Genomic DNA, 14013 nt, shown 5'->3' with positions numbered 1-14013 from the left:
CTCATGTCGTCCGGACTCAGCCTCCATCCTAAGCGCCCTAGGAACCCGCAGGGCAGGGTGTGGCAACGGCCTGTCCTGCATCCGGGTGATCTTTCCCCCGCCCGGTTGCCTAACATCCTAAGGAGCTACGTAGTGTGATCCCGTGCGCACTCTGCGGCACCGGCCGTGGAGGCGGAGCAGAGACGAAGGGATCATCCATGCGACTGCGACTTCTCGCCCGGGCCGGCATACTCGCCGGGACCGCCCTGACCGCCACGGCCAGCATCGCCGGCCTGGCTCAGGCCCACGCCGCCACCCACCCCGCCACGGCCTCGATGCCCTCCATGGCCGCGATGGCTGCCCCGGTCTCGGTGACCTCGGCCGGGCTGCGGGCGGTAGCGATGCCGTGCGACTGCCGTCCGCCCGGCACGGACTGCTGCCGTGACTGCTGCACGGCCCCGGCGTGCCGGTGCTGCGACCCCGGTGGGACACGGACCCGCGCCCCCCGGGAGTCCGGCCGCCACCACGGAGGGGCGGACTGCTGCCCCACAGCGGCAGGGCATAGAGGCCACGGTTCTCACGCTTGACGCCGGGCGCTTCCAGAAAGCGTGCGCCCGGCGCGTCTGCCGGTCAGCCCGCAGGCCGGCGCACCACCAATGCCTAAGGACTTTAGGAGTGCGGTGGGCTGCAGCGGGCAGACCTGGGGTGTTGTCCGATGGGGGCCCGTTCTGCCCCGATGCGGGCCCGTTCGGGCGGGCAGGGGGGAATGGCAGGTGCTGGTTGTGCGGGACGCGGCGGACGCCCTGGCCGGGGGAGGGTATGCGCCGTCGGTGCTGGTCGCCGGCGGGGCCGGGCTGGTAGCGGCGGCCACCGTGGCGGGGGCGTCGCTGGCCTGGCGGCGCCCGGGCCGTGAGGGGGTGTGGCTGGCGGGTGCGGCGGGGGCACTGCTGGTGATCGCGGGCCTGCACCTGCTGCCCGACGCCTGGGCCGCCGCGCCCGGGGCCGGTATCCCGGTGTGGGGTGGTGCCGGCCGTCGCCGCGGCCGCCTTCGCGGTGGCCGGGGCGGTGGCCCGCGCGGGCTGCCCGTGCGAGCCGGAGAAGGCCGGAGGAATCGGTGCCGCGGGGGCGGTGGCCGCCCACCGGATCATGGAGGGATCGGTGCTGGCCGTGGGCGGCTCACTGACCACGGCGGCCGCGCTGGCGGTGCACGCCCTGGCCGAAGGACTCGCGGTCGGCGCGCTGCTGTCCGGCCAGCAGCGCCGGAGCAGGGCGGCCTGGCTGGCGCTGATGTGCCTAGGTCCGCTGGCCGGAGCGTGGGTCCTGGAGGCGGCACGTCTGCCCGTGGCGGCCACGTCCCTGGTGCCCGCCTTCGCGGCGGGTGTCCTGCTGCAGGCCGCACGCGTGAGCGTTCGGGCCGCCTCGCACCGCGGCCCGCCTGGACGCATGCTGGCCGTGCACCACGGTGCCGCCGCCCTGCTGGCCGCCGTCGTCACCGCCGTGGCGGTGCTGGGCGCCGGGTAAGACCCCGTAGCGAGCCCCTGACTCCTCACCTGGAAAGAGAACCCTCATGCCCACCGGCCCTGCTGCGCAGTCCCGCGTGGAGCGGCGCTTCGCCGCCTGGTACGACCGGATGAACGCCGGCGTCGAACGCCGGTGGGCTGGAGCCCGCCGGGCCGCCCTGGTGGCCGGCCTGACCGGCCGGGTCCTGGATCTCGGTGCGGGCACCGGCGCGAACCTGCCCCACTTCCGGGCCGCTGGCCAGGTGAGCGCGGTGGAGCCGTCGGCCGCGATGCGCGAGCGGCTCACCGCGAAGCTCGGCCGGGCCCACGTGCCGGTGCAGGTGGTGGACGCCGCCGCGGAGGTCCTGCCCTTCCCGGACGGGTACTTCGACGCCGTGGTGTGCACCCTGGTGCTGTGCACTGTCCCCGATCAGGCCCGGGCACTGGCCGAGATCCGCCGCGTCCTGCGCCCAGGAGGACAGCTCGCCTTCCTCGAACACGTCCGGGCCACCGGGGCGGCCGCCCGCGCGCAGGACCTTCTCGCCCCGCTGGTGCACTACCTCGGCGCGGGCTGCCACCCCAACTGCGACACCCTGGCCGCTCTTGCCGCCGCCGGATTCACCGTGCAGGCCGTCGAGACGTTCAAACCTGTGCCTCGTATCCCGCTCATCGCGCCTTTCGTCGCGGGCACCGCCGTAGCGCCGCCCGGCTGACCGCCGCTGCCGGCCCCGGGGCGGGGGCACTGCGGGGCCGTGGGTGAACCGTGCGGCGCGGAGCGTCAGTTGGCCATCCATTGGGACCAGGGCATGTTCCAGCCGTTCCAGCCGTTGTCCGGGGCGATGGTGGTGTCGGGCGAGTTGACGACCTGGACCACGTCGCCGATCAGCGAGTTGTTGTAGAACCAGGCCGCCGGGGTGGAGGGGTCGCCGCCGCCCTTGACGTCGTGCAGGCCCACGCAGCCGTGGCTGGTGTTCTCGTTGCCGAAGACCGACACAGGCCGCCAGTAGTTGCCGTGCGCGAACGTGCCCGAGCTGGACAGCCGCATCCCGTGTGGCACGTCCTTGATGTGGTAGGCGTTGCCCAGACCTACGGTGCGCGAGTCCATGTCGACCACCGGGTCCTTCTCCATGATGACCATCTTGCCGTTGTACGTGGTGTGCTGGGCGTCACCGAGGCTGGCCGGCAGTGTCTTGTACAGCGAACCGCCCCGGTAGATCTTCAGCGTGTGGGCGGTGTTGTCGGCGACCGAGGTCTGCGAGCGGCCGATGGTGAAGGACACGTCCTTGGAATGCTGCCCGTACACGCCGGATGCGGTCGTCACCCCGTTCAGCCGCAGGTGCAGCGTCACCTTGGTGCCCGGCGCCCAGTAGTTCTCCGGGCGGAAGTCCAGGCGCTGGTTGCCGAACCAGTGGCCGCGCACGTCCACCTGCGGGCTGGCGGTGACAGTGACCGCTTTGGCCACGGCCGCCACGTTCGCGACGGGCTTGGTGAAGTTCAGCGATACCTCCATGCCGACGCCGTAGGTCGCACCCGAATCGACGTTGAACACGCCGTAGTTCGTGGCCGAGGGCGTGAGGGTCGTAAACGACGAATGCTGAACGGAGCTGCGGCCCACGGCGTCGGTCGCAGTGGCGGCGACCGTGTAGCGCGTGCCGGTATGCAGGGCGCCGGCAGGTATCCAGCTGCTTCCGTCGGCGGATATCGCGCCGTCAACCGCAGCGCCGTCGGCGGAGGTCACCGCGACCTTCGTCAACTTACCGCCGGCCGTGGATATTTTGAGCGCGCCGGTAGTGTCGACGCCGGTAGCGCCGTTCTTCGGCAGGATGCTCAACCTGGCCTGCGAGGCGGTCGCGGAAGCGGCACCGTTGCCTCCCCTGGGCTGGGCGCCGGCGCTCCCGCCGCAGGCGGAGACCCCGAGCAGGACGGCGCCGACCGAAAGGGCGAGCAGTCCGTGGCGGGTACGCCGGTAGCGGCCCCTGGGTGTCCTTCCGTGGGCCGTGTTCGTTGCGGCGTGCGCCGTCTGTGCCGTGATCAAATCGAGTCTCCCCATCTCGGATGACGTGTGATGAGACTGCTTGCCCCTGGGCGCGGTTGTGCGCGTTGCGAGGCTGATATGTCTCGGTGGGGTTCGTGCAGCTCCGGTCAGTGGATTTCAGCGCTCTTGGACTCCCAGGCCGCGGGCTCCTCACCGCCCCGGGCCCGGCTGCGCCAGGGTCTCCACGTCAACGCGACGGCGGCCAGGGCCGCGGCTGCGGCCCCGGCGGCGGCCAGGGCCGCGGCTGCGGCCCCGGCGGCGAGCGGGGACACGCTCAGCGGCACAGGAGTGGTGCTCAGCATCGGCCTGCTGGTTCGTCTCCCATCCCGCGATCACCAGCACCCAGAAGAGCGCGGCCCAGCCGTGCCGGGAGAGGCGGACGGTGCACCAGCGGCCGACCGCCCGCCCCCACGCAGCCTTGACCAGCGCCGCGACCGCTCCGGCCGCGAGCGCCGGGGCCGCGGGGTTGTACCGCAGGGCATCACCGATATGGCCAAGCACGAGGAGCCTGCTCGCCCGGGTCATCCCGCACAGCGGATCCATCACGCCGAGAAAGTGCAGCGGCCCGTGCAGATCCACCGGCGGCAGTCCGAAGACCGCCATGGCCGCAGCGCCGGCCCCGCCCGCGAGCGCCAGCGGGACCGCCCGCGGGTGCGCGTCGCGATCCTCCCACCCCACCGTCAACGGCCACGACGGTGTCGGCACCCTCACTCCTCCACCCCCTGCACGGCGATGCCGTTGCCCACCACCGCCCGCCTCCCGGCGGCCGCCGCCCAGGTCATTCTGCGTTGATCCCGGACATCCGGCGCCAGAACTCGTCCTCGTCAATCTCACCGGCCGCGTACCGGCGGCGCAGGATCTCCCGCGCCTCCTCCGGGCCGCGCCTGCCGCCCGGCGGCAGTCCACCTGGCGCCCTCGATCGCAGCACCGCGGCCACGGCGACCACGGCCAGCCCGAGCAGGGCGACCAGCAGCAGGCCACCCAGCAGGGTCCAGATCCCCATGCCGGTCATCATCCATCCCATGGCGACTCCTCCTGTGTGGTTCCTCGCCGGGTGGCGCGGGTGTCGGGCGGCGACTCACCCGGTCGGGGTGCCGGTCCCGCCGGTGCACGGCGCACCGGGCTCCGGTGTCTGCGGTCCGGCCGCGTAGGTGTGCACGAACTTCGCCAGCCGGGCGTCAGAGGCATCCGTGAGCTTCAGCTGTTTGCCCCAGGCACTGGCCACCACCGGGGCCGGCAGGCCGGGGTAGGGAGAGAGAAGGGTGTATGCCTTGCCGCGCACCGCAGCCGCCAGCTTGCTGACATCGGCGGCGGGCAGGCTCGGCCGGTAGGTGATCCACACCGCGCCGTGCTCCATGGAATGGACTGCGTTCTCATTGGGCACCGGCGCGTTGTAGATGCCGCAGTTCAACCACACCGAAGCGTGGTTGCCGCCCACTGGCGGGGTCTGGGCGTACTTCACGGTCCCGGTGACATGGTTACGCCCCAGACCGCTGAAACTGCGCACCCCGGCGATCTGCGAAGCCGACTTCTGCGACAGCACCGCGAACGCCCCACCGCCTGCGACGGCGGCCAGCAGCACCCCGCCGACGGTCCAAGTCACGATCTTCCGGCGACGCTGCTGGCGCTTCTGCGCGGCCCGCTGCTCGGCTATCTTGCGCCGCCGCTCCTCGGACCCCCGGGCCTTCGCGCTGCTCATCGTCTCTCCCTCCAGGAGGCACATCGCCACCGACACCCCACTACAGCCTAATTACCTTAGGAGCTTAGTCTGCCTGGTTTGTCATCGTCGCGCAGCCGCTCGCCCGTACATCCCCGCCCGCAGCCGCAGCGGTCCACCACGGGCTCGGCGGTGATCGGGAGTGGCTGGTGCTGGCTCATGCCCTTCTTGCCCGCGACCCAGGTGGAAACCGCGTCGTAGCCGACGTACGGGTGAGGAGGAAGAAGGTGACCACGACCGCCTTCTGTGCCCGGGGGCCGTGGCGCGTTCGCCAGCCGGAAGCTGATCCGTGCAGTGCCGGATCACGCCTTCCCGGCCGTTTTGGGCACTCGGGGAGGCCGGTGACGTCACCTGTGGGCCGGGGCCGGAGGTGGTCGCGAAGGCGGCGGTCGCGCCGTAGGTGCCGAGGCCCGCGAGCAGGGTGGTCGCCGCCGCAATTCCGATGGTTCTGCGCCTGATCATTCCGTGGCCCCTTTCATTGTTTCTCCAGGTCCGACGGGTCCGACGCTGGGCAGCCGGTGCGAAGGAGCCATGGAGCCGTGATGTGCCGCCCCTGCACTCCGCCGGACGGCGCCCATGCGACAGAAGTCCCCCTTTGACACCCCTAGGGGGTAGGAGTAGACTCCTAAATACCTTAGGAGGTTCTGGATGGGTTCGCAGGAGACCGAGCAGGCGGGCGGGTACCTGACCGCCGAGGTGGCCGAGGACGCGGTGGTGCGGCTCGCCAAGATCAACGGGCAGGTGCAGGGCATCTCCCGGATGGTCCGCGAGGGCCGGTACTGCGTGGACGTGCTCGACCAGATCGCCTCGGTGCAGAAGGCGCTGGACGGCGTCGCCCGGCAGGTGACGCGCAACTATCTGGAGCGGTGTGTCACCGAAGCGATCAAGGGTGACGATCCGCTCATCTACGACGAGCTGATGAAGGTGCTGTTCCGGCACCGCTGACCGAGGCAGTCATTCCACGAACACCACAGAGAGGCCACCGCGATGTCCGACGTGATCACGCTGTCCGTGCCCGGGATCTCCTGCGCGAAGTGCCAGCAGGCCATTGAAGGCGCGGTCGGCGCCCTGCCGGGGGTCTCCGCCGTCAGCGTCGACATCCCCGCCAAGTCCGTCACGGTCACCTTTGACGCCCCGGCCGGGCGGCCGTCGATCGACGCCGCGATCAACGACGCCGGGTACGAGGTGGCCGGCGTGGTGGAGGCGAACGCATCGTGACCCAGGCCGCATCCCCCGACCGCGGCCCCGCGGCAACGGAGCTGCACTTCGCGGTGCACGGCATGACCTGCGCCTCGTGCTCGGCCCGGGTCCAGAAGATCCTCTCGCGGCAGCCCGGCGTCACCGAGGCCCACGTCAACTTCGCCACCGCGCAGGCCACCGTCTCCCTGGGCGGCGATGCAAGCACCTCCGCCGGGCAGCTGGAACAGGCGGTCACCGCGATCGGCTACGGCCTGGAGCCGGTGGCTGCGGAGGAGCCGCCCGCCGGGGACGAGTCGGCCGCCGAGCAGCGGTCCTGGCGGTGGCGGGCACTGGCCGCGGCGCCGCTCGCCGTGGCCGTACTCGTGCTGGCCCTAGCCTTCCCGCGCAATGCCGCGGCCTCGTACACGGCCTGGGCCCTGGCCACCCCGGTGCAGTTCGTGATCGGCTGGCCGATCCTGCGCAGCGCCGGGGTGCGGGCCCGGGCGGGCCAGATGAACATGGACACCCTGATCGCGCTGGGTACCCTCGCCGCCTACGGGTTCTCCGCGCTGCGGATCGCGGCCGACCCGCACGCCGAGCACTACTTCGACACCGCCGCGGTCATCCTGGCCGCGATCATTCTGGGCCGGTACTTCGAGGCCCGTGCCCGGGGACGGGCCTCCCGAGCCATCACCGCCCTGCTGGAACTCGGCGCGAAGCAGGCCCGGTTGCGCGAGGCCGACGGCGGCGAGCGCCTGGTGGACCTGGACCGGGTGCGGCCCGGCGACGTGATGGTGGTGCGGCCGGGCGAGAAGGTGCCCACCGACGGGGTGGTGGTGGAGGGCTCCTCGGCGGTGGACGAGTCGATGCTCACCGGTGAGAGCGTGCCGGTGGACAAGGGCGTGGGTGACACCGCGATCGGCGCCACCGTCAACACCTCCGGCCTGCTGCTGGTGCGGGCGACCAGGGTCGGCGCCGACACCGCGCTGGCCCAGATCGTGCGCCTGGTGGAGGAGGCCCAGGGCGGTCAGGCCCCGGTGCAGCGGCTGGCCGACCGGATCTCGGCGGTGTTCGTGCCCGTCGTCGCCGGCATCGCGCTGCTCGCCCTGCTCGGCTGGGGACTGGGGGCCGGGACCTGGGTGCACGGTCTGATCGCCGCCGTCGCGGTGCTGATCATTGCCTGCCCGTGCGCGCTGGGCCTGGCCACCCCGACCGCCATCATGGTCGGCACCGGACGCGGCGCGGCCCTCGGCGTGCTGATCAAGGGCGGCGAGGTCCTCGAAGCCTCCCGCCGGGTGGACGTGGTGGTCTTCGACAAGACCGGCACCCTCACCCACGGCCACATGCGCCTGATCGGCACTGCGGGCCACGAATGGACCCTGGAACTGGCCGCCGCGGTGGAAGCGGGCAGCGAACACCCGATCGCGGCCGCCGTCGTCACCGCCGCACGCGACCACGGGCTGCCCGTCGCTCCCGTGCGAGGGTTTGCCAACACCCCCGGACACGGCGTGCGCGGCACGGTGGACGGCCGGATGGTGTTCGTCGGCCGCACCGCCCTGTTCACCGAGGCGGGCTGGCCGGTCCCGGCCGGGCTCCGGGCCCGGGCGGAGGCGTTCGAGGAGCAGGCCGCCACCGCCTTCTACGTCGGCTGGGACGGCGAGGCCCGCGGCGTGATCGCCCTCGCCGACACCGTCAAGGACGATGCGGCCGCCGCGGTCGCTGACCTGCACCGCCTCGGCCTGAAGACCGCGATGATCTCCGGCGACAACCGGCGCACCGCGGCCGCGATCGCCCAGCAGGTGGGCATCGACCGGGTGCTGGCCGAGGTCCTGCCCGCCGACAAGGTCGCCGAGGTCCGCCGCCTGCAGGAGGAGGGGCTGCGGGTGGTGATGGTGGGCGACGGCGTCAACGACGCCCCCGCCCTGGTTCAGGCCGACCTCGGGATCGCGATCGGCACCGGCACCGACGTGGCCATCGAGTCCTCCGACATCACGCTGCTCGGCGGCAGCCTGGAGGGCGTGGTCACCGCCATCGCGCTGGCCCGGCGCACGTACCGCACGATCCTGCAGAACCTGTTCTGGGCCTTCGCCTACAACACCATCCTGATCCCGCTGGCCGCCCTCGGGCTGCTCAACCCGATCCTCGCCGGGATCGCGATGGGCATCTCCAGCGTCACCGTGGTCTCCAACAGCCTGCGGCTGGCCGCCTTCGGCCGGCACCCGGCCCGCCCCGCCGCACCGGAGCCACTGCGCGAGGACCAGGCGGCCCAGGAACCCGCCGGAGTGACTTGAGATGACGTCAACCGTGCTGATCGTCGACGACGAGCCCAAGCGGCGCCGCCTGGTCGGTGACTACCTGGCAACGCGAGGGCTACCAGGTCCTGCCGTCCGCAACCGGCACCCGGGCGCTGGAGCTGGCCGCCTGCGCCCACTCCGACCTGATCATCCTCGACCTTGGGTTGCCCGACCTGCCCGGCGAGGAGGTCACCCGGGCACACTCGCTGCATCTTCCGGCGTCCGCCACTGCATCGACGACACCGTCGAGCACGCGCACCCCATGACGCAGGAGCAGTAGCGGACGAAAGTTCGAGAACGAGACCGGCTTGGGCCGGCAGGCCACGCCGTGGGGCAGCGCCCGATGGGTTTCCGATGGCGGCGGCCGCGAGATGGTCGTAGCCGATCCGCAGCAGCTCGTTGCGGGCTGCCTGCAAGTCGTTGTGGTCGGCGGCCAGCAGGGTTAGTGGGGCGTCGAACGGCACCAGCCAGCCGAGGAAGGTGGCAAGGGCTCCGGAGGCGTCGAAGTTCACCGTGCCCGGCAGGTGGACCGGTGCGTACTCGGCTCGCGGACGCACGTCCACCACCCACTCGCCCGCCGTGATCCGGTCGGCCAGTGCGGCCGGATCCGCCAGCCTGGGACCGGTGAGCGAGGCCCGGGGCGGCGGCCCGGCGGCGTTGATCGGCGCCATCCGGCGGTAGTACGCGGGGTAGGGCTCCAGACCGGTCAGTGTCCCGGTAACGAAGGCGTCCTCCGCCTGGCGGAAGACAGGGTTCACCGCCCGTTCCCGGCCGATGGTGGAGCGTTGGACCGCGCCGGCCGTCGTCGCGGCGCAGAAGCTGCCGAAGCCGTGGGTCGGCAGGATTACGGTGTCGTCGGGCAGTACCTCGGCCGGGTGGCGGACCGATCGGTACTGCTGACGGGCGAGCGGCTCGGCCAGGTCCGCGCCCATCAGGTCGGTACGCCCCGTGGTGCCGTACAGCAAGGAGCCGCCGGTGCATACCAGCCGGGGCAGGCCGTCGGCGGGCGCGAACGCATAGGCGAGGTGGTGGTCGGTGTGTCCGGGTGTGGCGATCACCTGGATCCGCAGCTCTCCGGCCGTCAGCTGGTCGCCGCCGCGGACCCGGACGGCGTCGAAGCCGAGTGGCGGCCCGGACGGCACCGCGTAGGTGGCGTGGTATCGGCGGGCGAGCTCCAGACCGCCGGTGACATAGTCGTTGTGCAGGTGGGTTTCCACGACCGTGTCGAGCCGCAGGCCGCGGTCCTCGAGCACGCTGGTGATGCGCTCCAGGTCGCGCTGGGGGTCCACGGCGACCGCGACCGACCCGTCGGTGATCAGGTAGCTGCGGTTGCCGAGGCTGAGCGTGGCGAGCTGGATGATCTCCAGGCGTTCGGGCAGCCGCTCGGAGAGCCGTAGCTCGGCATCTATGGCCCGGCCGGGTTCCGCCTCGACCGGCATCTCCGCGACACCGTGCGGCGTGAGCGCCCGCAGCACCCAGTGCCCGGGAGGCACGGAGAAGCGGAATTCGCCGGACGCTGAGGTGACCATCTCACCGACGAACTCCCCTGCCGGGTCGAGCAGGCGGACCCAGGCGCCCGCCGCCGGCCCGTCGACGGCCCGCACCCGGCCGGTCACGACGGTCCGGGTAGTGGCGTGGGGATCCACGGGTGTTGCGGTCATCTCTGGTCCGCCTCCGGCAACCGAGTCCTTCCCGTGAAGTCACTTCTCGATGGGAACGCCGACCATCGAGCCGTACTCGGTCCACGAGCCGTCGTAGTTCTGCACGTTCGTGTGATCGAGCAGTTCGTGGAAGACGAACCAGGTGTGGGCGCTGCGCTCGCCGATGCGGCAGTAGGCGATGGTGTCGCGGTCGAAGTCGACCCCCGCGTCGCGGTAGAGCGCCCGCAGTTCCTCGTCCCTCTTGAACGTGCCGTCGTCGTTGGCCGCCTTCGACCAGGGGACGTTTCTGGCGGTCGGGATGTGACCACCGCGCTGCGCCTGTTCCTGCGGCAGGTGGGCGGGGGCCAGCAGCTCGCCGGAGAACTCCTGCGGGGAGCGGACGTCGATCAGGTTCTTCTGCCCGATCGAGGCCAGCACCTCGTCACGGAAAGCCCGGATCGAGTAGTCCGGCTCCTTGGCGGTGTAGTCGGTCCTGGGCCGCTGCGGCACCTCCTCGGTGAGCGGCCGCGACTGCAGCTCCCACAGCTTGCGGCCGCCGTCGAGCAGGCGCACGCGCTCGTGCCCGTAGACCTTGAAGTACCAATAGGCGTAAGCGGCGAACCAGTTGTTGTTGCCGCCGTAGAGCACAACGGTGTGGTCGGGTGTGATGCCGCGCTGCGACATCAGCTCCTCGAAGCCCTTCTGGTCCACGAAATCGCGGCGGACCGGATCCTGCAGATCGTTCTTCCAGTCCAGCTTCACCGCTCCCGGGATGTGACCGGTGTCGTAGGCGCTCACATCCTCGTCGACCTCAGCGATCACCACGCTCGCATCGTCCACGTGCTGCTGCACCCAGTCGGCGTCGACCAGGGATTGCTCACGGCTCATGGGCGTACCCCTTCCCTTGGGGATGTACCCCCTCTTCCAGCACAACCCTGCCGTCGCGAGGCGTCAACCTTGATCCGCCTGGCAACAACAAGACCCCGCTCCAGAGCTGGAGCCCACCGGTCAGAGGGCCGCTGCAAGACATCGCCGGTGTTGACGACGGCCGCAGGCCCGCCCCAAGGCCGGGGCGCCGCTCCGGCATCTGGCCTGCGCCGTAGCGGGCGGCCCCGGGCCCCGCCGGCGGTGACTGCTACCGGGCGGTGACGTCGAGCTCGGTGTACATGCCGACGGCGTAGTGGCCGGGCTCGTTGCACACCAGCTCGTAACGACCGGGCTGCAGCGTCATCGTGGTCCAGGCCGACGCGCCCGGGGTGATGCCGTCCCCCGTGCCGGCGCCGCAGCTGCGTGACGCCTCACCCAGACTGCCCACCTCATCGATGCGTCCATCGGACCCGATCGGGCGCTGCCCCACCGATTGGCCTGTCGGCAATGGCAGCACGATCACCTCGTGCGTGAAGGCGCCCGAGTTGACCACCCGCAGCGAGACCGTCCCGGCCGGGACCGTGGCAGGGTGGACAAGCAGCCGCATCATGGCCATGCCGTGCCAGCCCGTGCCGCGCCCGTCGGGGCCGCCCATCATGCCCGGCATCATGCCGCCCATCATGTCGGTCGCCATCACGTCCACCACCCGGCCGGGCAGTGCCGGAGCACTGCACCGCGCTGCGGGCCGAGCTCCAGGTGCTATCTGAGCGGTCGGCACCGTGCCGCGCAGGGCGCCGGTGGCCGCGAGCGTCACCGTACGACGCCCAGCACCACTGCGGCCACCGCGACGACCAGCCACACAACGCCTCGGCGCTTCGCACTCATCGCCGCTCCCGCAGCAGATCAAGCCGCCGCTTGTACTCGTCCTCATCGATCTCCCCGCGGGCGAACCGCTCCGCGAGCAGCTCCTCAGCCCGCCTGTTTCCCCACTCGTGCTCACTGGAAGAAGGCGGGGGGCCGGCCGGATGGCCGCGATGGGTGGTCGTGAGGTAGTGGACGAGCGCGACGATCCCGGCGATCAGCAGCGCAAAGAACAGCACCGTGATCACTGTCATGATGAGCCAGCCGCCCATGCCCCAGCCACCGTCGTACCACATCATGCCGATCACCTTCTGCATGCGTATGTCCCGTTTCCAGCGTGCACCCCGGGCAGTCCAGGCGGAGGGGGACAGGGTTCCCTGCCCGGGGCCGAACGGCCCCGGAAGGTGTCGCTATCATCGTGGAATGGCGATGACAACTCCGGAGGTGGCTGCCGGGCGGACCGAGCTGGCACCGGCCGCCGCGCTGTTCCGCTCACTCGGTGATCCGGCCCGCCTGGCGATCGTGCGGCGGCTCGCGGTCGGCGAGGCGAGGGTGGTCGATCTGGTCGACCAGCTCGGCCTGGCGCAGTCGACGGTGTCCAAACACCTGGCCTGTCTACGCGAGTGTGGGCTGGTCGACTCCCGCCCGGTGGGCCGTGCGTCGCTGTTCACCCTGGCCCAGCCCGCGTTGCTGGACGTGCTGAGTGCAGCGGAGGCCGTACTGGAGGCCACCGGGTGCGCGGTGGCGCTGTGCCCCACCTATGGACAGGAGAGCGGCGCGTGAGCCAGAACGAGACGACCGAGATCACCGCCGAGTCCGCGGCAGCCGACTGTCACTGCGGGCCCGGGTGTACGGACGCCTGCTGCCGGCCGCCGGTGGTGCGGGATGCGGCCTGGCATGCGGCCGCCCGCAGGGCGAAGTTGCTGTCGTGGCTCTCTCTCGGTTACATGGCGGCCGAAGGCATGATCGCGGTGACCGCGACGGTGCTGGCCGGATCGGTCGCGCTGCTGGGCTTCGGCCTGGACTCGGTGATCGAGGGCCTGGCCTCCGTCATCATCGTGTGGCGGTTCAGCGGGACGCGGACCCTGTCGGAGACCGCGGAGGCCCGCGCGCAGAAGGCCGTCGCGGTCACCTTCTTCCTGCTCGCCCCCTACATCGCCTACGACGCCATCTCCACCCTGGCCTCGGGTGAAAAGCCGTCCACCAGCTGGCTCGGCATCGGGCTGTCGGTCGCCTCGCTGATCGTCATGCCGCTACTCGGGCAGGCCAAGAGGCGCCTGGGCAAGGTGCTGGATTCCGGTGCCACCTCGGGTGAAGGCACACAGAACCTGCTGTGCGCCTACCTGGCCGCCGCCGTCCTGGTCGGCCTGCTCGCCAACACCCTGTTCGGCCTGTGGTGGCTCGACCCGGTCGTCGGCCTGCTCGTCGCCGCCCTCGCGGTACGCGAGGGCATGGAAGCCTGGCGTGGTGAGGAGTGCGGCTGCTGAGCCGTCCGCGACCTACCGTGAGCCGCGCGGTCCTGGGAGCAGGACCGGGCGGCCCTTCGATGTATCAGCCCGCACCGCGAGCTTTGCCGACGCCTTCGCCGGTGCCGGAATCACCCTGCATCCCCGCCGACGAACTCCCCCGGATTTTCGACCGCTTCTACCGCGGCCGCACCGCCCGCGCCGGCGGCTCCGGTATCGGCCTGGCCGCCGCCGAACTGGTCGCCGCCCACGGCGGCACGATCACTGCTGGCAGCACCCCCGGCGACGGCACCACCTTCCTCCTCACGCTGCCCGCCCACCGCAGCTGACGCAGCAGCACGCATGCCCGTATCCGGTGCGGACGCACCCGCCTACCCGGCCGGCACCGCGCGCGGCGGAAGCCCGCCCCGGGGCTGCTCTCCACATGAAAGCAACGCTGCAGCACCCGCGGAGTGGCCGACATCCCGAGCCGCCGA

At 71.6% G+C, this 14013-nt stretch carries 16 protein-coding genes and 1 pseudogene; 8 read left to right on the top strand and 9 right to left on the bottom strand.

Translation table 11 applies throughout. The annotated features are described in order from the left end of the window. Positions 1-277: 277 nt before the first annotated feature. Positions 278-433 (bottom strand): hypothetical protein, encoded by a 156-nt coding sequence (locus tag SCATT_RS38580; RefSeq protein ID WP_014627986.1) that lies wholly within the window; start codon positions 431-433, stop codon positions 278-280. Positions 434-1002: 569 nt separating this feature from the next. Here SCATT_RS38580 and SCATT_RS12840 point away from each other — a divergent pair. Both SCATT_RS12840 and SCATT_RS12835 read left to right on the top strand, forming a co-directional pair. Beyond that, on the top strand, positions 1003-1500 hold the full coding sequence (locus SCATT_RS12840; protein WP_231905077.1) for a hypothetical protein: 498 nt from the start codon (positions 1003-1005) through the stop codon (positions 1498-1500). A gap of 46 nt (positions 1501-1546) precedes the next feature. Then, positions 1547-2191, top strand: coding sequence for a class I SAM-dependent methyltransferase (locus SCATT_RS12835; protein WP_014143484.1), 645 nt, complete (start codon positions 1547-1549; stop codon positions 2189-2191). Positions 2192-2256: 65 nt separating this feature from the next. On the opposite strand, the gene SCATT_RS12830 is transcribed toward SCATT_RS12835, so the two are convergent. The 4 genes from SCATT_RS12830 to SCATT_RS12815 all read right to left on the bottom strand — a co-directional run bounded on the left by SCATT_RS12830 (position 2257) and on the right by SCATT_RS12815 (position 5212). Then, positions 2257-3513 (bottom strand): L,D-transpeptidase, encoded by a 1257-nt coding sequence (locus SCATT_RS12830; RefSeq protein WP_014143483.1) that lies wholly within the window; start codon positions 3511-3513, stop codon positions 2257-2259. 150 nt (positions 3514-3663) lie between these two features. Beyond that, positions 3664-4218, bottom strand: a complete 555-nt coding sequence (locus tag SCATT_RS12825; RefSeq protein ID WP_014627985.1) for a DUF2752 domain-containing protein — start codon at positions 4216-4218, stop codon at positions 3664-3666. 73 nt (positions 4219-4291) lie between these two features. Then, on the bottom strand, positions 4292-4537 hold the full coding sequence (locus SCATT_RS12820; protein WP_014143481.1) for an SHOCT domain-containing protein: 246 nt from the start codon (positions 4535-4537) through the stop codon (positions 4292-4294). A gap of 54 nt (positions 4538-4591) precedes the next feature. Next, positions 4592-5212 (bottom strand): DUF3105 domain-containing protein, encoded by a 621-nt coding sequence (locus tag SCATT_RS12815; protein WP_014143480.1) that lies wholly within the window; start codon positions 5210-5212, stop codon positions 4592-4594. A 666-nt stretch (positions 5213-5878) separates the two neighbouring features. On the opposite strand from SCATT_RS12815, the gene SCATT_RS12810 reads away from it, so the two are divergent. The 3 genes from SCATT_RS12810 to SCATT_RS12800 are packed head-to-tail and all read left to right on the top strand — an operon-like array spanning position 5879 to position 8700. Next, positions 5879-6175, top strand: a complete 297-nt coding sequence (locus SCATT_RS12810; RefSeq protein ID WP_014143478.1) for a metal-sensitive transcriptional regulator — start codon at positions 5879-5881, stop codon at positions 6173-6175. Positions 6176-6217: 42 nt separating this feature from the next. Further along, positions 6218-6448: a heavy-metal-associated domain-containing protein gene (locus SCATT_RS12805; RefSeq protein WP_014143477.1), complete on the top strand. Its 231-nt coding sequence runs from the start codon at positions 6218-6220 to the stop codon at positions 6446-6448. After that, on the top strand, positions 6445-8700 hold the full coding sequence (locus SCATT_RS12800) for a heavy metal translocating P-type ATPase (protein ID WP_014143476.1): 2256 nt from the start codon (positions 6445-6447) through the stop codon (positions 8698-8700). Before SCATT_RS12805 ends, SCATT_RS12800 begins: the two co-directional genes overlap by 4 nt. A gap of 845 nt (positions 8701-9545) precedes the next feature. Here the strand turns inward: SCATT_RS12800 and SCATT_RS40750 are convergent. From SCATT_RS40750 to SCATT_RS12785, 4 genes and pseudogenes are all read right to left on the bottom strand, one after another. Continuing rightward, positions 9546-10364, bottom strand: a pseudogene (locus SCATT_RS40750) (DUF1416 domain-containing protein); the annotation flags it as partial. A gap of 39 nt (positions 10365-10403) precedes the next feature. Next, complete coding sequence (locus SCATT_RS12795) at positions 10404-11231, bottom strand: sulfurtransferase (RefSeq protein ID WP_014143474.1); 828 nt, start codon at positions 11229-11231, stop codon at positions 10404-10406. A gap of 247 nt (positions 11232-11478) precedes the next feature. Further along, entirely contained in the window at positions 11479-11904 is a 426-nt protein-coding gene (locus SCATT_RS38985) for a sulfocyanin-like copper-binding protein (protein WP_014143473.1), read from the bottom strand. A 187-nt stretch (positions 11905-12091) separates the two neighbouring features. Beyond that, entirely contained in the window at positions 12092-12388 is a 297-nt protein-coding gene (locus SCATT_RS12785; RefSeq protein ID WP_014143472.1) for an SHOCT domain-containing protein, read from the bottom strand. A gap of 106 nt (positions 12389-12494) precedes the next feature. On the opposite strand from SCATT_RS12785, the gene SCATT_RS12780 reads away from it, so the two are divergent. From SCATT_RS12780 to SCATT_RS12770, 3 genes are all read left to right on the top strand, one after another. Next, a complete protein-coding gene (locus SCATT_RS12780) occupies positions 12495-12854 on the top strand; it encodes an ArsR/SmtB family transcription factor (RefSeq protein WP_231905076.1) in 360 nt (119 codons plus the stop codon). Next, the gene (locus SCATT_RS12775; protein WP_014143470.1) at positions 12851-13558 is read left to right on the top strand and encodes a cation diffusion facilitator family transporter; all 708 of its coding nucleotides are present in this window, start codon (positions 12851-12853) and stop codon (positions 13556-13558) included. The genes SCATT_RS12780 and SCATT_RS12775 overlap by 4 nt, the downstream gene beginning before the upstream one ends. A 101-nt stretch (positions 13559-13659) precedes the next feature. Then, complete coding sequence (locus SCATT_RS12770) at positions 13660-13866, top strand: ATP-binding protein (protein WP_014143469.1); 207 nt, start codon at positions 13660-13662, stop codon at positions 13864-13866. The last annotated feature ends 147 nt before the right edge of the window (positions 13867-14013 follow it).

This window comes from Streptantibioticus cattleyicolor NRRL 8057 = DSM 46488 (genome assembly GCF_000240165.1).
GTDB classification, from domain to species: domain Bacteria; phylum Actinomycetota; class Actinomycetes; order Streptomycetales; family Streptomycetaceae; genus Streptantibioticus; species Streptantibioticus cattleyicolor.
This window is presented reverse-complemented; position numbering and strand designations above follow the sequence as displayed.